Origin of the sequence: Microbispora hainanensis (genome assembly GCF_006874475.1) — a bacterium.
In the GTDB taxonomy this organism is placed as follows: domain Bacteria; phylum Actinomycetota; class Actinomycetes; order Streptosporangiales; family Streptosporangiaceae; genus Microbispora; species Microbispora hainanensis.
In genome coordinates, this window is sequence record NZ_VIRM01000039.1 from 35,288 (window position 1) to 51,879 (window position 16,592).

Sequence of the window (16,592 nt, forward strand, 5' to 3'; positions counted from 1 at the left end):
GTCGGAGCATGCGTGATCTGCTGAGGGAGTCGCGCCGCCCCCACCGCGTGCGCGAGCACCCGTACGCCCCCTGGTTCGCCGTGGGCGCCGTGTGCATCGGCGCGTTCATGGGACAGCTGGACGCGAGCATCGTCACCCTGGCCTTCCCCGCGATGCAGCGGGAGTTCGGCGCCTCGCTGGCGGCCGTGCAATGGGTGTCCCTGGGCTATCTGCTGGTGCTGGTCGCGTTGCTGGCCGGGGTGGGACGGCTCGCCGACGTGGCGGGCCGCAAGCTGGTCTATCTCTACGGTTTCGTCGTGTTCACCGTCGCCTCGGCCGCCTGCGGGCTGGCGCCGTCCCTGGCGGTGCTGGTGGCCTGCCGGCTGGTGCAGGCCGCGGGGGCGGCGATGCTCCAGGCCAACAGCGTGGCCCTGGTCGTGTCGAGCGTCCCCCGGGCGCGGATGCGGACCGGGCTGGGCCTGCAGGCGGCGGCCCAGGCGCTCGGCCTGGCACTCGGGCCGGTCGTCGGCGGCGTGCTGGTCGCCACGGCGGGATGGCGGTGGGTGTTCTGGATCAACGTGCCGGTCGGCTGCGCGGCCGTGATCGCCGGGCGCTACCTGCTGCCGCGCACGCGGCACCGGGGGAGGGGCGGCCGCTTCGACTGGCCGGGGCTGGTGCTGCTCGGGGCCTCCACCAGCGCCCTGCTGCTCGCCGCCTCCGTGGTCTCGGGCCTGGACCTGCCGTCGTGGTCGGTGCCCGCCCTGCTCGCCGTCGCCACCGGGGCCGCGATCGGCTTCTGGCGGTGGGAGGCGCGGGTGCCGTACGCGCTCATCGACACCGCCCTGCTCCGCAACCGGGTCGTCACGGCCGGGCTCGCGGGAGCGCTGGGAGGCTACCTGGTGCTGTTCGGCCCGCTGGTGTCGATCCCGCAGGTCCTCGTGGCGGGCGGCAGCGGCGAACTGGTCGCAGGCCTGGTCCTGACCGCGCTGCCCGGGGGCTTCGCGGTGAGCGCCCTGATGGGCGACCGCCTGCTGCCCCGCGCGTGGGGCGACCGGCGCAGGTGCGTCGTGGGCGCCGTGTCGGCGGCCGCCGGTTGCGCGCTGGCGGCGGCGGATCCCGCCGCCGAGGGCTGGGCCGGGGCCTGCCTGGCGCTGACCGGCGCCGGGCTCGGCCTGTTCGTGCCCGCCAACAACACCGTCGTCATGGCCGCGGTCCCCGAACGGGCGGCCGCCACCGCCGGCGGCATGGTCAACATGGCGCGCGGCATCGGCACGGCGCTCGGCGTCGCCGTGGTGACCCTGGCCCTGCATCTCGCGGGGCACCCGCACGAGGCCGGCGCCCGCGCCGCCTCGGCCGTCCTGGCGGCCGTCGCGCTGCTGGCCGCCCTCACCGCCTCGCGCCGGGTGCGCGACCGGGCGCCGTGACGCGTGCCGTGAGCGGGCTGTGCGGCCGGGTGGTGCGGCCGGGTGGTGCGGCCGGGTGGTGCGGCCGGGTGGTGCGGCGGGTGGTGCGGCCGGGTGGTGCGGCCGGGTGGTGCGGCGGGTGGTGCGGCCGGGTGGTGCGGCTCGAAGGCGGCCCCTACCCTGGTCGGTCATGACGACCGTGCGAGGGGGCGAGCCGCGTGAGCGATGAGGATGTGGCGTCCCGGCTCAGGGAGATCTGCCTGAACCTGCCGGAGGCCGTGGAGAAGCCGTTCGGGGGCCACACCGCGCCCACCTATCGGGTCGGCGACAAGATGTTCGCGATGACCGGTGAGGACGGGCGGTCGCTGACGTTCAAGGCCGGGCCGGGGGTGCAGGACGCCCTCGTGGGCTCGGACCCGGAGCGCTTCTTCGTCCCGCCGTACGTCGGGCGCAACGGCTGGGTGGGCGCACGCCTCGACGTCGAGCAGGACTGGGACGAGATCGCCGGGCTGATCGAGGACAGCTACCGGCTGATCGCGCCGAAACGGCTGGTCCGGCTCCTCGACGAACGGCCGATCGCTTGACCGGGTCGCTGCTGCCTCACAGGGGCGGGTAGGCGTTGGCGAGGAGCTCCCGGAACTGCGGCCCGAACCACTGCCCGGCCGCAGGCGCGTACGGCAGCGCCCCACTGGGCACGGTGCCCTGCATGTAGGTGGGATCGCACATGGGGTCGGGCTGGAGGCCGTCGGGGCCCGGGACGTTGACGCTCGATCCGTCGGAGACGCCCGGCGGCTTGATCCACGCGTACGCGTCGATGCCGTAGGCGGGCATGGCCGCGGGCCGCGCGCCGAGCCCGGCCCCGGCCTGGTTGCACCAGTTGCCGACGCTGTGGCGGCGATCCGTCCGCGACTCGTCGACGAACCGGTTCACGTCGCCCGATGTGCTGGTGCGGACCGGGCGATAGGGGCCGCCCCAGCCGCTGCGCGAGGTGTCGATCACCATGCCGATGCCGGGCCCGAAGCCGGCCGCGATGAGCCGCTGCCGGAACGCCTGGGCGAACGACAGCTCGTCCACGTAGTCGTTCCCGGCCACCCACCGCGAGTTCTTCACCGGCAGGCCCATATGCGTGGTGAAGTAGGGCTCGACCAGGGCGCCGTAGCCCGCGACGTTCACCGTGAAGCCGTGCACGGGCGAAGGCTGCCCTCCGGCCGCGCCCGCGATGCTCGCGAGCAGGTCGGCGGCCCTGCCGAAGTTGTCCGGATGACCGACGACGCCGTGATGGGAGGCGTCGAGGTAGACGTACACGTTGGGGATGGCGTGCAGCCGGGTCATCGCGTACCGCAGCGCCATGGGATAGGCCCCGCTCGCCTGTACGGCGGCGCAGCGGGAGGTGGCGGCGGGCAGGAGCAGCCCCGGCAGGAAGTCGGGCTCGACGATCGCCACGATGCGCAACCTCTGGTAGGCCGGGTCGGCCAGGATCTCGGCGATCGGATCGACATACTCGGTCCGATAGCGGTCGAGGCCGTCGGCCGCCACGCTGAAGTCCCCGTTGGACACCGCACGGGTGCAGTTGCGGTCGGGCAGGTCGTTCAGCACGATCTGGATCGTGAGCGGGGCCGAGCCGTAGGAGTCCTGCACGACGGCCTCGTCCAGATGCGCCCGCAGCCCGGGGAAGGAGGCGGTGCCCTCGATGTGGGAGACGCTGTCGAGCCAGACGCCGGTCGGCTGGATGGCCACCGCCGCCCCGCCGGGCTCGGACACGGCCGACGCGTACCACCAGGGATCGACGTAGCGTTCGGCGGCGACGTACGGGTTGTCGGCACGGGTGTCCGCGGCGGCGGGGGTGCCCGTGAGGACCGCCGTGACCGGCAGGAGGATCGCCGCCGCGATCGTCGCCATGAGACGCGCTCCCAGCCGCACCGCCATGCCGTGCCTCCTCACCGCGCGAGACCGTCGCCACCACGCACGATTCACCGGCCGGGCGGGCGCGTACAGGGTTTGATCGCACCTGCCGCCGTACGCGCGTGGGGACCGGGGGAGATCACCCGCCCTCAGCTTGGCGAACGCCGCGTCGCGCGAGGTCGGCCGGTGCCGCCGCGCGCCCGGTCGCCTGAAAGCTTCAGCCGGCCCGAACGGCAGCAGGGCGGAGGGCGGCGGTGCAGGAGGGCGGAGGCGCGGACGGTAACGAGGCGAGGGCTTCTGGTGGGACGCCCTGGAGGCCGCCGTCAGCGCGCCGCGGCGGCCGGCTCCGTGACGCGGGCGCCCGTCACGACGAGGCCCAGGCAGACCAGGGCCGCTGCCGCCACCGCCGCCAGCATGACGGGGTAGGAGAGCCACGACGACAGACCGGCCAGCACGGTGGGGAGCAGGAAGCCCGCGTAGGCGAGCATGTAGTAGACGCCGGTCAGCCCGGCCAGGTCGTCGGGGCCGGCCATGCGCTGGATCTCCAGCAGCCCGGAGACCACCGCGATGCCATAACCGGCGCCCAGGGCGGCGGCGGTGACGGCCGCGAGCCACGGCGACAGCAGCACCGCGTTCGCCGCGCACAGCGCCGCGCCCAGAAGCATCACGGCCATCGCCACAACCGGAGCCCGCCCGGTCCGTGCTCCCGCCGCACGGTCGCCCGCCGCGCCGATTCCCACGGCACCGATTTCGGCGCCCGCCTCTCCGGACATGGCCACGCCGACGTCCGTGTGGCGCAGTGCCGGGGCGTTCTCGCCGCTTTTCGCCGCGCCGTTTCTCTCCCCGCTGTGCAGCCACCTGGCCACGGGCTGCACCGCCGCGCCCGTGCCCAGGGTCAGCACGGTCAGCCCGGTCGCATACGCCAGCCCCCAGTCACCGACGCGGAAGCCGACGAGCTGGGGCGTGACCGCGTACGCAAGCCCGGCCGCGCCGAACACCCACGGCGCCATCGGCAGCACCACGAGCCGGAACCGCCTGCGGGCCGGTGCCGGGACGCGAAGGTCGTCCGCCAGCGCCCCGAGGAGCTCGCGCACCGAACCTCCCGCCCGCGCCGGCCGCGTCTCCGGCACCCTCAGGAGCAGCACGGGTATGGCCGCGGTGAGGAGGAGGTGGACGGCGTACGGGCTCACCATGGGCCACGGTCCCCACTGGGCGAGCACGCCCGCGACCCCGGCGCCGAGGCCGAAGCCCGCCGTCTGGCACAGCGCGGCCCGGCGCGCGGCGAGCCCGCCGTCCGTCCCTCTCGACAGCTCCTTCACCCAGCTGCTGCCCACCGACATGGCGATGCCGACGGCGAAGCCGGTGATCAGCCGTCCCGCGTAGATGGGCCAGGCGCCCTGGCCGCCGAAGCAGAGCACCAGGCTCGCGAGGGCCGAGGCGACGGTGCCGGCCACCAGCACGGGACGCCGTCCGCGCCGGTCGGACACGGGCCCGGCGAGCAGGAGCCCCGGCACGAGCCCGACGACGTACGCCCCGAGGAAGGCGTCGACGCTGAGGGCGGAGTAGCCGCCCAACCGGCGATACATCAGCAGCAGCGGGGTGAACTGGTTGCCGCCCCAGCCGCAGGCGAACATCGCCGCGGCGACGGCCCGCCAGGCGCCGGGACTGAGGACGACGGGACTGAGGGCGACGGGGTTGAGCGTGACGGGGTTGAGCGTGACGGGGCTGGGCGTGACGGCAGGCTTGGGGGCGGCCTGCCGGGGCTCCGGCATCCGCTGGGTTTCGGGCATGGGGACGTCGAACCTTCGAGAGGAGCGTGGGAGAGGAAGCGGATCAGCGGTCGGCGGGATAGGGCGAGCCGTGTGTCGCGGTGAGGTGATCGAGCAGGGCCGAGGCGAAGGCCGCGCTGTCTCCGGCGAGGAGGTGGCCGAGGAGGGCCTCGTGCTCGCCGGCCAGCACGGACAGCCGCTCCGGTCGCGGGCGCAGCGCGGCGATGCTCATCCGCCGCTGCCGGTCGCCGAGCGTGGCGTAGAACCGGCCGGCCAGCCGATTGCCCGACGCCTCGACGATGCACCGGTGGAACGCCTCGTCGGCGTCGGCGAACCGGCCGACGTCGGCGGCCTCGGCGAGGGCCCGCTGCTGCCGCAGCAGGTCGCGCATCCTCTCGTGGTGGTCGTCGCGCAGGCCGGTCCTGGCGATGCGCTCCGCCGCTGACCGTTCGAGGGCGAGCCGCAGCTCCAGGACGTCCGCGGCCTCTCCCGGCGGCACCGGCACCACCACCGCGCCGCGCTTGGGATGCAGCGCCAGCAGTTCCTCCGACTCCAGCCGCAGGAACGCCTCCCGGACGGGCGTCCTGCTCACGCGTACCCGTTCGGCGATCTCACCCTCGCTGATGAGGCTTCCTCCCGGCAGCTCGCCGGAGAGGATCAGCTCCTTGGTCACGGCGTACGCGGTGTGGGCGGCGGACGGGCGCTTCGCGGGATCGGCCATGCGAAGGAGCGTAGCAGTCATAGATACAACTTGTATCTATGGCTCTGGCCCATGCCCGACATCGCGGTCAGCAGGCTCATATGGGATTCCTGGGGCGATTGAGGCTTCACCCGCGCAGCGGAACGTGATACGGATCACATTGAACACCGGAATTTACTGCCGGTTGAGGAGGTTTTCTCGCGCTATGAGATCCATCCCGGTGTCCGTGCTGCTCGTCAAGCGGCTGCACGTCGACCTGTGCCGGTTGAGCAGTCGTCTCTGTCACTGAACGCAGTCACCACTCCCTCCCCCTCCACCACGCATGCCGCCTCGGCGTCAGCATGCCCTCCTGCCGGAGTCTCGTTCGTGAAGAAACTCTCCTTTTCCCTGCAGCTGCTGCTCGGCCTGGTGATAGGCGCGGCCCTCGGGTTCGTCGCCCGCGCCGGTGACGTCACCTGGCTCACCACCACCCTCACCGAAGTCGGCAAGATCTTCGTCCAGCTCCTCAAGCTCGCGGTCGCGCCGCTGGTCTTCACCGCGGTCGTCGTCAGCGTGGCCAACCTGCGCAACGTCAGCGGCGCCGCCAGGCTCGCGGGCAAGACGCTGCTGTGGTTCCTGATCACCTCGCTGATCGCGGTGGTCTTCGGCATCGGCCTCGGCCTGATCCTCAATCCCGGGGAGGGCGTCACCATCTCCACCGCCGGGGCGAAGGCCGTCGACCTGGACGGCGCCGGAACCTGGCTGGACTTCCTGACCGGCATCATCCCGACCAACATCGTCACCGCCTTCACCGAGCTCAACGTCCTCCAGATCGTCTTCCTGGGGGTCGTCCTCGGGGCCGCCGCCCTGGCGGCCGGCGAGAAGGCCGAGCCGTTCCTCGGCTTCAGCCGGTCGGTCCTCGATCTGGTCCAGAAGGCTCTGTGGTGGGTCATCCGGCTGGCCCCGATCGGCACCGCCGGTCTGATCGGCAAGTCGGTGGCCAGCTACGGCTGGGACCTGCTCGCCCCGCTCGCGAAGCTCAGCGCGGGCGTGTACATCGGCTGCCTGCTTGTGCTCCTGGTGAGCTACCCGCTGCTGCTCGCCTTCGTCGGCAAGGTCAGCCCGCTCGCCTTCTATCGCAACGCCTGGCCCGCGATCGAGCTGGCCTTCGTCTCCCGTTCCTCGGTCGGGACCATGCCGCTCACCCAGAGGGTCACCACCGAGCGCCTGGGCGTCGACCGCGACTACGCCTCCTTCGCGGTGCCGTTCGGGGCCACCACCAAGATGGACGGCTGCGCCGCCATCTACCCCGCGCTCGCGGCGATCTTCGTGGCCCAGGTGTTCGGCGTCCACCTGAACGTGGGCCACTACCTGCTGATCGCGTTCGTCTCCGTGGTCGGCTCGGCCGCGACCGCCGGTCTGACCGGCGCGATCGTGATGCTCACCCTGACCCTGAGCACGCTGGGCCTGCCGCTGGAGGGCGTCGGGCTGCTTCTGGCGATCGACCCGATCCTCGACATGATCCGCACCGCGACCAACGTCACGGGACAGATGGTGGTGCCCGTCCTGGTCGCCCGTTCCGAGGGCCGTCTCGACGAGGAGGTGTTCAGCGCTCCGCCGCAGTCTTTGGACGAGGCCCCCGCCGCGGTTCGTCCCGCGTCGGGTCCCGAGCCTGCGCTCGCCTGATCCTCCCTCCCGTCCGGCCTCGCCCACGACACTGCGTCGCGGGCGAGGCCGTTCCCTGCGGGCGGCGTGCACGGTGATACATGCCCGAGCGGTCGCTGATACACGGTCCAGGCGGTGCCGACACATGCCCCACCCACGATGGGCGGAGTGCGCGAACCCAGCGCGTCTTCTTCCCAAAGGTGGTCATCGATGTCCTCTGCTCGCATGTCCGGCCCGCGACCGCGGCCCAGCACCACAGGCAGCACCCAGTCGCCCGTGCCCCAGCCGTCCCGGCGCCGTACGCGGGGATCGCTCGCCGCGCTGGCGACGACGGGCGCGCTGACGCTGGCGGTCTCCGCGTGCGGCGCGGCGGCCCAGGCCGGGGACGGCGCCGCGGCCGTCAGTGCTGAGGTCCGCGCCGGCGCGTCCACGCCGGACGTACGGACGCCCCGGCCCGGCGCTCACAGCGCCGGTGACCCGCTCTTCACCTACCTCGGCAACGGTGGATACGACGTCGCCTCCTACGACATCCGGTACGACTACCGTCCCGGCACGACGAAGATGAACTCCTCCGTGCGCATCACGGCCACGGCCAAGCAGGCTTTGTCCAGCTTCAGCCTGGACTCGAAGGTGGACCGCATCACCTCGGTCTCCGTGCAGGGCGAGCCGGCCGCGTTCAAGGCATCCGGCGAGAAGCTCGTGATCACGCCGCGGCATGCCCTGCGCGAAGGCGAGTCCTTCCGTGTCGACGTCTCCTACCGCGTCGATCGCGGCGACGACACGCGGTCGCCCTCCTACCCGCCCACGGCGCACTACCTGCAGGCCTGGCTCGAAAAGGACGACGGTTTCGCGGTCATGGGCCAGCCCGACCGCGCCCACATGTTCTTCCCCGGCAACGACCACCCCAGCGACAAGGCCCGCTTCACCTTCCGCGTCACCACGCCCAAGAACCTCCAGGCGGTGGCGAGCGGGACGCTGCGCTCGCGCAGGACGACCGGGGGCCGCACCACGTACACCTACACCACCCGCGATGCCATCCCGACCGACGTCGCCCAGGTGGCCGTCGGCCGCTTCACGAAGGTGACGGCGCGCGGGCCCCATGGCCTGCCGATCCGCAGCTACCTCGCGACGGCCCGCTACAAGGCGGCGAAGCCCCGGGTCGACGACATCCCCGAGCAGGTCGCCTGGGTGGAGAAGGAGATCGGCCGCAGGTATCCGTTCGAGACCTACGGGGTGCTGGGGGTGCCGGGAGACTACGACGGCGTCGCCCTGGAGTCCGCGACGCTTTCCACGTTCAGTGTCGAAGGACTGACGCGTCCGGCCGAGGAGATCGCGCCGACCATGATCCACGAGCTGGTCCACCAGTATTTCGGCGACGCCGTCTCCGTGCGCACCTGGAACGACATGTGGATCAGCGAGGGCCACGCCGAGTACTACCAGCTGCTCTATTCCGTGGCGAAGGGGTATCGGAAGCTCGACGAGGTTCTGAAGCAGCGCTACGAGTTCGAGTTCGACAAGCGGGTCGAATCCGGGCCTCCCGCGCGGCTCAAGACGGCGCAGGACGTGCTGACCGGCGGGAACAACGGGGGCGTGCTGATGCTCGCGGGCCTGCGTCAGCAGGTCGGCGACTCCGTCTTCAAGAAGATCGAGCAGACGTTCTACGACCGATACGTGGGCAGGTCCGCGACCACGAAGGACTACATCGACGTGGCCAACCGCGTCAGCGGGCGCGACCTCACCTCCTATATCGAAGGCTGGCTCTACGGGGCCCAGGTGCCCCCGATGCCGGGCCACCCGGACTGGAAGCGAGCGGCGGCCCCGGCCTCCTGACGCTTCCCCGCCGTACGCCACTGAGAGGGGAGCACCGGGTGCGTCCTTATAAGCTCGCAAGCGCGCCATTCGCCGCCTTCGGGGAGACATTTCAGGTTTGGATATCAAGGGCGGGCCGCAGGCCCCTGTCACCGTGCTGCTCGTCGAGGACGACGAGGTGATCCGCAAGACGGTCGGGATGGCCCTGGAACGCTACGGCTACGCGGTGTCGACGGCCGGCGACGGCCTGACCGGCCTGGAGCTCGCCCGGGAGGGGCGGCACGACCTGTTGCTTTTGGACGTGATGCTGCCGGGCCTGGACGGCATCGGCCTGTGCCGCGCGGTCAGGGAGACCAGCCTGATCCCGATCCTGATGATGTCCGCGCGCGGTGACTCGCTCGACGTGGTGTCGGGCCTGGAGGCGGGGGCGGACGACTACGTCGTCAAGCCGGTCGACACCGGCGTGCTGGTGGCCAGGATCCGCTCGCTGCTGCGCCGGGCCACGTTCACCCCCGATCGCGCCCTCGATTACGGTCCCGGTCGCGCTCCCGATCATGTTTTCGATCGCGGTCCCGGTCCCGGTCGCGGCCCCGGCAGCGAGCCCGAGCGCTGGCCCACTCCGGGGTCCTCTGCCGAGCCCCCTGCCGAGCTCCCTGTCGGGCCTTCTGCCGGGCCTTCTGCCGGGTATCGACCGGATGATCCCCCGCGATCCGCGTCCGGCGGGGCAGGCGACCTCGTCTTCGGCGACCTGACCATCGACACCGACGGCCTCGAAGTGCGCCTGGCGGGCGAGCCGGTCGCGCTCGCCCCCACCGAGCTTCGGCTGCTGCTGGAGTTCGCGGCGCATCCGGGGATCGTGCTGGACCGCCAGACGCTGCTGCGCAACGTCTGGGACTACGGCTGGGACGGCGACAGCCGCGTCGTGGACCTGTGCGTGCAGCGGCTGCGCAAGAAGATCGGCGCCGACCGGATCGAGACCGTCCGGGGTTTCGGCTACAAGCTGCGGCGCTGATGTGAGCACCGAGCCCACCCAGTCCGCCGAGTCCACTCGCTCTGCGGAGCCCACCGACCTCCCCGGGCCCACCCAGTCCACCCGGTCCACCCAGTCCACCCGGTCCACCCGGTCCACGCGGTTCGCCGAGCCGGCCGAGTCCGCCGTGCTCGCGGAGGCTCGCCGTACGGCGCGGAACGGGCGGCGGACTCCGCCGGACACCCGGCACGGCCCGTCGGAGGCCCGGCGCGCGCCGCGCATCCGGGCGCCGCTGCACTTTCTGTCGCTCCTGGACCCCCGGTCGCTCCGCTGGAAGATCGCCGCGCTGGCGGCCGTGGCGTCCTGCGCGGTCGCCGTGGCGGTCGGGGTTCTGGTGCACACCACGACGTACGAATGGTCGCTGAACACGGGCAGGAGCGAGGCGTTCCAGGCCGTCATCCGTGCGGCGAGCGGCACCTCTGGCGAGGACCCGCCGGACAGCGCGATCGAGGACCCGGCCGAGCTTCCGCCGGAACTGCTGCGGCAGGTGACACCCCGGAAACCCGCGACCTGGCATGACGACTCGAAAGCCGTCACCTGGTACGACGACACGAAACCCGACGAGCCGTGGATGTGGGCGGCCGTCCGTGAAGACGGCCGTGTGCTGGCCGTCAAGGTGGACATGGGCGCCGAGCGGCGCAGCCTCCAGGCCCTCGACCGGCATATCGTCATGGCCACGCTGGCCGCGCTCGCGATCGTGGTGCCTCTCGCGGCGCTGGTCGCCGAGCTGCCCAACCGGCGGCTGCGGCGCGTGGCGGGAACGGCCCGGCGCATCGCGGGCGGAGACCTCGACGCCAGGATCGGGCCGGGTGGCCGGACCCGTGACGAGATCGGCGAGATCTCGGCGGCCGTCGACTCGATGGCGAGCGCGCTGCAGGAGCGGTTGCTCGCCGAGCAGCGTTTCACGGCCGATGTGGCCCACGAGCTGCGTACGCCGCTCATGGGTCTGATGACCTCGGCGGAACTGCTCCCGGAGGGGGAGATCACCGAGCTGGTGCGCGACCGGGTCGGGGTGCTGCGCGGGCTCGTCGAGGACCTGCTGGAGATCTCGCGCCTGGACGCGGGAGCGGAGCGGGCCGAGCACGTGCCGGTGCCGCTGGGCGGGGTCGTCGAGGAGTCCGTGCGCCGGACCGGGCTCCCCGCCAGGGTCGAGGTGATCGGCGATCCCGTGGCCGACACCGACCCACGTCGTCTCGACCGGATCATCGCGAATCTGGTCGTCAACGCGCACCGCCACGGGCGGCCTCCGGTCGAGGTCGGCGTGTGCGGCACGACGATCGTCGTACGCGACCACGGACCGGGGTTCCCCGGCACGCTGCTGGATGAAGGGCCGCGGCGCTTCCGTACGGGCGCGGCGGAACGCGGCAGGGGCCACGGCCTCGGTCTGACCATCGCCCTCGGCCAGGCACGGGTGATCGGCGCGGTCCTCGACTTCGCCAACGCTCCGGAGGGCGGCGCGGTCGCCACCGTCCGCCTCGACGCGGGCCCGCGCAGCTGAGACACGCGCGCTGACACGCGGGCGGCCGAGGCATTCCGGGGACGCGCAGCCCGCCGGAGCCGGACGGCCGCTGTCCGCCTCGACGCAGGCACGCGCAGCTGAGACACGCGCGGCCGGCACACGGGCATCCGGGGCGCGGTCGCAGGACCGAGGAGAAGCCGATACACGGCGGATACACAACCGCGAGCCAGTCGAGCGGCCGCTGACTTCTCACCGCGGCGGCGCGGAAATTCGCCCGGCACAGGGTGGGTGACGTGCGCAAACGCGCACCTGCCACCCGGAGGTGCCTTTCATGCCCCCAGCCCGCCTGCCCGCCGTTCCCGCTGTTCCCACCGGTCGCGCCGTTCGCGGCGGAGAGCGGCCGGGCTACCGCCCGCTCCTGCCGCTCCGCCGCCGTCGCGTCCTCCGCCTCGCGGCCTCGATGTGGGCCCTCGTCCTGATCGCCGTCGCCGTCGGCGGCTGCTTCGGATCTCCCGGGGGCGACGCGAACACGGCGGACGAGGGTCTCGCGGCCGGAATCGACCTGCCGTGGCCCGAGGACGGCCAGACGAGCGTCATGGTCGAGGGTCTCGGCGCTCTCGGCACCAGGGGGGAGCGGGAGCCGGTGCCGATCGCGAGCGTCACCAAGGTGATGACCGCGTACGTGATCCTCGGCGAGCATCCGCTGAAGGGCGCCGCCACCGGGCCGGTCATCGAGGTCGACAGGCAGGCCGCGGACGAGTCGTCGTCCAGCGAGGAGTCGAGCGCGCCGGTCAGGGAAGGCCAGAGGTTCACCGAACGTCAGCTGCTCGAACTGATGCTGATCCCCTCGGGCAACAACATCGCCCGCCTGCTCGCCCGCTGGGACGCCGGGAGTCAGGAGGCGTTCGTGGTGAAGATGAACCGGGCCGCCGCCCGGCTCGGCATGACCCACACCACCTACACCGGCGCCAGCGGCATCGAGCCGACGACCGTGAGCACCGCGGCGGACCAGCTCAGGCTGGCCCGGCAGGTGATGAAGAACGGGGTGTTCCGCTCGATCGTCGCCAAGCGCGAGGTCACGATCCCCGGCGTGCCCGGCACGATCGTCAACACCAACACACTGCTGGGCAGGTCGGGTGTGATCGGCCTCAAGACCGGTTCCACCACGGCGGCCGGGGGCGCGCTGATGTGGGCGGCCGAGGCCGAGGCCGCCGGCCGCACGTGGCTGGTCCTCGGCGTCGTCCTGCACCAGAGCGCAGGCTCGCCGCCCGCGGCCGGCCTGCGAGCCGCTCTCGACCGCAGCCGGGAAATGGTCGACGGGGTCCGCGCGGCGCTCGATTCGGTGATCGCGGCACAGGCCGCGAGCGCGCGGGACAGATGACGTGGGATGCGAGGCGGCGGCGACGGGCGACTTTGTCGGACCCGCTTGGCACGATGACCCCATGACTGAAGCGCCCCCGATCGACGCGATCCCCGACGAGATCGCCTACGCCGAGGCGGTACGGCTGGCGGCCGACGCGGCCGCGGCCTACTACGGTGACGGAACCTCCTCCCTGGACGACGACGCCTACGACAGGCTCGTCCGCGGCATCGCCGCCTATGAGAGGGCCCACCCCGATCAGGTGCTGGAGGACTCGCCGACGGGCAAGGTCGCCGGGGTCGTGGGCGATGTCCCGCACATCGTGCCCATGCTCAGCCTCGACAACGTGTTCGGGCCGGAGGAGCTGGCGGGCTGGGCCGCCTCGCTGGAGCGCCGGCTGGGCCGTCCGGTGAGCGCGTGGTCGGTGGAGCCGAAGCTGGACGGGCTGGCGATCGCCGCCCGCTATCGTGACGGCCGCCTCGTCCAGTTGGTCACCCGCGGCGACGGGAGCGCGGGCGAGGACGTCTCCCACGCGATCGGCACGATCGTCGGCCTGCCCCGGCGGCTCGCCGACCCGGTCACGGTGGAGCTGCGCGGCGAGGTGATGATGACCGCGCGGCAGTTCGAGGAGGCGTGCGCGAAACGGCAGGCGCACGACGGGACCACGTTCGCGAACCCGCGCAGCGCCGCCGCTGGCACGCTGCGGGCGCAGGACCGGCCGTATGTCTGCGAGCTGACGTTCTTCGGTTACGGCGCGCTGCCGCGGCCCGACGACACCTCCGGCCTCGCCACGCGGCTGCGGGAGTCGCCGCACAGCCAGGTGATGGACTGGGTCGCCGGTCAGGGTGTGCGGACCACGGCCGAGACGGCGGTCGCCGGGATCGTCGCGACGAGTGTGGAGCAGGTGCAGCGGCGGGTCGAGGAGATCGCGGCCGCGCGGCCGGAGCTGCCGTTCGGGATCGACGGCATCGTGATCAAGGCGGATGACGCGGCGGACCAGGCGCAGGCCGGGTTCGGCTCGCGGGCGCCGCGGTGGGCGATCGCCTACAAGCTGCCCGCCGTGCAGAAGATCACGAAGCTGCTCGGCGTGGAGTGGAACACCGGGCGGACCGGCGTGATCGCCCCGCGCGCGGTTCTGGAGCCGGTGGAGCTGGACGGCTCTGTCGTGACGTACGCGACGCTGCACAACCCCTCCGACATCGCGCGCCGTGGGCTGATGCTGGGGGACAGCGTCGTCGTCTACAAGGCCGGCGACGTGATCCCGCGGGTGGAGTCGCCGGTGGTGCACCTGCGCACCGGCGACGAGCAGCCCATCGTGTTCCCCGAGGTGTGCCCGGCCTGCGAAGGTGAGATCGACACCTCCCAGGAGCGGTGGAGATGCGTGCGCGGCCGCGACTGCCGTGCGATCGCGTCGATCCGATACGCGGTCGGCCGCGACCAACTCGACGTGGAAGGGCTGGCGGACAACCGCATCCAGCAGATGCTGGACGCCGGGTTGATCGCCGACTTCGGCGACCTGTTCTTCCTCACCCGCGAGCCGCTGCTGGGCCTGGAGCGGATGGGGGAGGTGTCCACCGACAACCTCCTGACCGCCATCGACAGGGCCAGGACCAGGCCGCTGAGCCGGGTGTTCTGCGCGCTCGGGGTCAGGGGCACGGGGCGCTCGATGAGCCGCCGCATCGCCCGGCACTTCGGCACGATGGAGGCCATCCGCGCGGCCGACGCCGAGGCGCTTCAGCAGGTGGACGGCATCGGCCCGGAGAAGGCACCCGTGATCGTCGCCGAGCTGGCCGAGCTGGGCGACCTCGTCGACAAGCTCGTCCGCGCCGGGGTGAACATGGTCGAGCCCGGTGTGGTGGCGGTGGCCGGTGGCGAGGGCGGCACGACCGTCCCGGCGCCGGAGGGTCAGGAGCCGGCTGCGCTGCCGCTGACCGGGATGACGGTCGTGGTCACGGGCGCGATGAGCGGGCGGCTGGCGGCCTTGTCCCGCAACCAGATGAACGAGCTCGTCGAACGGGCCGGAGGCCGGGCCTCGTCCAGCGTTTCCGCGAAGACCTCGTTGGTCGTCGCGGGAGAGAACGCGGGATCCAAGAGGGCCAAGGCCGAGTCCCTGGGCGTGCGGATCGTGTCCCCCGAGGAGTTCGCCGAGATGGTCGCGCAGTTGCTGTAGGCGCCCTGCCCGCTGTAGGCGACCCGGGTCCGCGCGTGGCTCACGCGCTCTCGCCGTCGGCAGCCTCGTCGGCGTGCTCGTCGGCAGCGTCCTCGGCAGGGTCGCCGGCAGGGTCGCCGGCAGGGTCGCCGGCAAGGTCGTCCGAGGACCGGGCGCCGGCGGACTGAAAGGGGATGCGCGCCACCAGCATGAAGCCGCCGTCAGGCGTCCCCTTCGTCTCCAACCGGCCGTCGAGAATGGCGATGCGCTCCTCGAGCCCCGCCAGGCCGAACCCCGATGGGGGAAGCAGGCGCTGGAGGGACATCCGCGCCCGGCCCTCATCCCTGCCGTTCGCCACCGAGACGGTCACGACGCCGTCGCGCGCCTCGCAGGCGACGCGCACCCGGGACCCGGGAGCGTGCTTCCTGACATTGCTCAGCCCTTCCTGCACGACCCGGTAGCAGGCGTGCCCGACCTGGGCGGGGAGGCCGATATCCGGCAGGTCGTAGTCGAGACTGACCCGCGTGCCCGTGGCGGCCGCCTCTTCCACGAGGGAAGGGATCGCCTTGGCCGCCGCCGTCATCCGGGACCCGTCGTCGCGCCTGAGCATCGCGAGCAGCTCGCGCAGCTCGGCGAGGGCCTGCACGCCCTTGTCCTCGATGGTCGTGGCGAGCCTGGCGACCTCGGGTCCCGCGTCGTCGCGGATGATCCCCGCGTTGAGGACCATCACGGTGACGGCGTGCGTCACGGTGTCGTGCATTTCTCGCGCGATCTTGCGGCGCTCCCGGACGGCCGCCCGCTCTTCGCGGTCCCGCACCTCGGCCCGCAACTCCGAGATCATGCCGCGGTAGCCGCGCACCCACGTGCCCACCAGCGCGGGCATGAAGATGAACATCAGCGCGCGTATCACGCAGAGGTAGAGGACGTCGTCCGTCCTGGGGTCCACGTAGTCGACGGCTGTGGCGGCCGTGATGAGAGGGAGGGTCACCAGCTGCCACTGGCGCACCTTGCTGCCGGCCGTCATCGAGTATGCGGCGAAGGCCATGGGCACGATCTGCCCGGTGGTCACGGCGCAGAGAGCCGAAGCGACGATCATGGGCAGTCCGGTGCGCCGGCGTAGCAGCAAGGCGCCCGCGGTGATCACCTCGATGACGATCTCGATCCAGGGCGGAACCGGGCCCCACAGGGAGAAGGACAGACCCAGGAGCGTCGGCGGGATGGTGAAACAGAGAATCGAGAGAGCCAGCAGCGCGTCGACGATCTGCCGTCGGTGCGCTGTGGTGAATTCGGCCAGCGTCAAGGGGACGCAGGCTGGACTCAGGGTGTTTCGCACAAGAGGGCTCTTTCTGGGAGGCAGCTCGGCTCCGCGCCCTCGTAACGCACCCTGA

Annotated in this window: 12 protein-coding genes; 8 read left to right on the forward strand and 4 right to left on the reverse strand. The window is 72.3% G+C overall.

Annotation, left to right across the window (positions count from 1 at the left end):
• The first annotated feature begins 8 nt into the window (after positions 1–8).
• Positions 9–1,403, forward strand: coding sequence for an MFS transporter (locus FLX08_RS27035; RefSeq protein WP_142622694.1), 1,395 nt, complete (start codon positions 9–11; stop codon positions 1,401–1,403).
• Between the two features lie 197 nt (positions 1,404–1,600).
• The gene (locus FLX08_RS27040) at positions 1,601–1,966 is read left to right on the forward strand and encodes an MmcQ/YjbR family DNA-binding protein (RefSeq protein ID WP_142622696.1); all 366 of its coding nucleotides are present in this window, start codon (positions 1,601–1,603) and stop codon (positions 1,964–1,966) included.
• Positions 1,967–1,982: 16 nt separating this feature from the next.
• On the opposite strand, the gene FLX08_RS27045 is transcribed toward FLX08_RS27040, so the two are convergent.
• From FLX08_RS27045 to FLX08_RS27055, 3 genes are all read right to left on the reverse strand, one after another.
• Positions 1,983–3,308: a glycoside hydrolase family 6 protein gene (locus FLX08_RS27045; RefSeq protein ID WP_142622697.1), complete on the reverse strand. Its 1,326-nt coding sequence runs from the start codon at positions 3,306–3,308 to the stop codon at positions 1,983–1,985.
• A gap of 299 nt (positions 3,309–3,607) precedes the next feature.
• Positions 3,608–5,074 carry an MFS transporter gene (locus FLX08_RS41545; RefSeq protein WP_208761682.1) on the reverse strand — a complete coding sequence of 489 codons (1,467 nt, stop codon included), beginning with the start codon at positions 5,072–5,074 and terminating at the stop codon, positions 3,608–3,610.
• Between the two features lie 43 nt (positions 5,075–5,117).
• Positions 5,118–5,774, reverse strand: coding sequence for a GntR family transcriptional regulator (locus FLX08_RS27055; protein WP_142622699.1), 657 nt, complete (start codon positions 5,772–5,774; stop codon positions 5,118–5,120).
• Positions 5,775–6,119: 345 nt separating this feature from the next.
• Here FLX08_RS27055 and FLX08_RS27060 point away from each other — a divergent pair, with 345 nt between their 5' ends.
• The 6 genes from FLX08_RS27060 (at position 6,120) to ligA (ending at position 15,225) form a co-directional block, all read left to right on the forward strand.
• The gene (locus FLX08_RS27060) at positions 6,120–7,418 is read left to right on the forward strand and encodes a dicarboxylate/amino acid:cation symporter (RefSeq protein WP_142622701.1); all 1,299 of its coding nucleotides are present in this window, start codon (positions 6,120–6,122) and stop codon (positions 7,416–7,418) included.
• A 189-nt stretch (positions 7,419–7,607) separates the two neighbouring features.
• Positions 7,608–9,227: a M1 family metallopeptidase gene (locus FLX08_RS27065; protein WP_208761683.1), complete on the forward strand. Its 1,620-nt coding sequence runs from the start codon at positions 7,608–7,610 to the stop codon at positions 9,225–9,227.
• Between the two features lie 97 nt (positions 9,228–9,324).
• Positions 9,325–10,218 (forward strand): response regulator transcription factor, encoded by an 894-nt coding sequence (locus FLX08_RS43020; RefSeq protein WP_280117135.1) that lies wholly within the window; start codon positions 9,325–9,327, stop codon positions 10,216–10,218.
• 1 nt (position 10,219) lies between these two features.
• Positions 10,220–11,734: a sensor histidine kinase gene (locus tag FLX08_RS27075; protein ID WP_244312911.1), complete on the forward strand. Its 1,515-nt coding sequence runs from the start codon at positions 10,220–10,222 to the stop codon at positions 11,732–11,734.
• A gap of 292 nt (positions 11,735–12,026) precedes the next feature.
• Positions 12,027–13,076: a D-alanyl-D-alanine carboxypeptidase family protein gene (locus FLX08_RS27080; RefSeq protein WP_142622703.1), complete on the forward strand. Its 1,050-nt coding sequence runs from the start codon at positions 12,027–12,029 to the stop codon at positions 13,074–13,076.
• Positions 13,077–13,137: 61 nt separating this feature from the next.
• Positions 13,138–15,225: an NAD-dependent DNA ligase LigA gene (ligA, locus tag FLX08_RS27085; protein ID WP_142622705.1), complete on the forward strand. Its 2,088-nt coding sequence runs from the start codon at positions 13,138–13,140 to the stop codon at positions 15,223–15,225.
• 40 nt (positions 15,226–15,265) lie between these two features.
• Here the strand turns inward: ligA and FLX08_RS27090 are convergent, their stop codons facing one another.
• On the reverse strand, positions 15,266–16,504 hold the full coding sequence (locus FLX08_RS27090) for a sensor histidine kinase (RefSeq protein WP_142622707.1): 1,239 nt from the start codon (positions 16,502–16,504) through the stop codon (positions 15,266–15,268).
• Between the last annotated feature and the right edge of the window lie 88 nt (positions 16,505–16,592).

Coding starts and splice junctions, on each gene's coding strand:
- FLX08_RS27065 (WP_208761683.1), top strand. CDS start 7,608: ATGTCCTCTGCTCGCATGTCCGGCCCGCGACCGCGGCCCAGCACCACA.
- FLX08_RS27055 (WP_142622699.1), bottom strand. CDS start 5,774: ATGGCCGATCCCGCGAAGCGCCCGTCCGCCGCCCACACCGCGTACGCC.
- ligA (WP_142622705.1), top strand. CDS start 13,138: ATGACTGAAGCGCCCCCGATCGACGCGATCCCCGACGAGATCGCCTAC.
- FLX08_RS27045 (WP_142622697.1), bottom strand. CDS start 3,308: ATGGCGGTGCGGCTGGGAGCGCGTCTCATGGCGACGATCGCGGCGGCG.
- FLX08_RS27035 (WP_142622694.1), top strand. CDS start 9: ATGCGTGATCTGCTGAGGGAGTCGCGCCGCCCCCACCGCGTGCGCGAG.
- FLX08_RS41545 (WP_208761682.1), bottom strand. CDS start 5,074: ATGCCCGAAACCCAGCGGATGCCGGAGCCCCGGCAGGCCGCCCCCAAG.
- FLX08_RS27080 (WP_142622703.1), top strand. CDS start 12,027: ATGCCCCCAGCCCGCCTGCCCGCCGTTCCCGCTGTTCCCACCGGTCGC.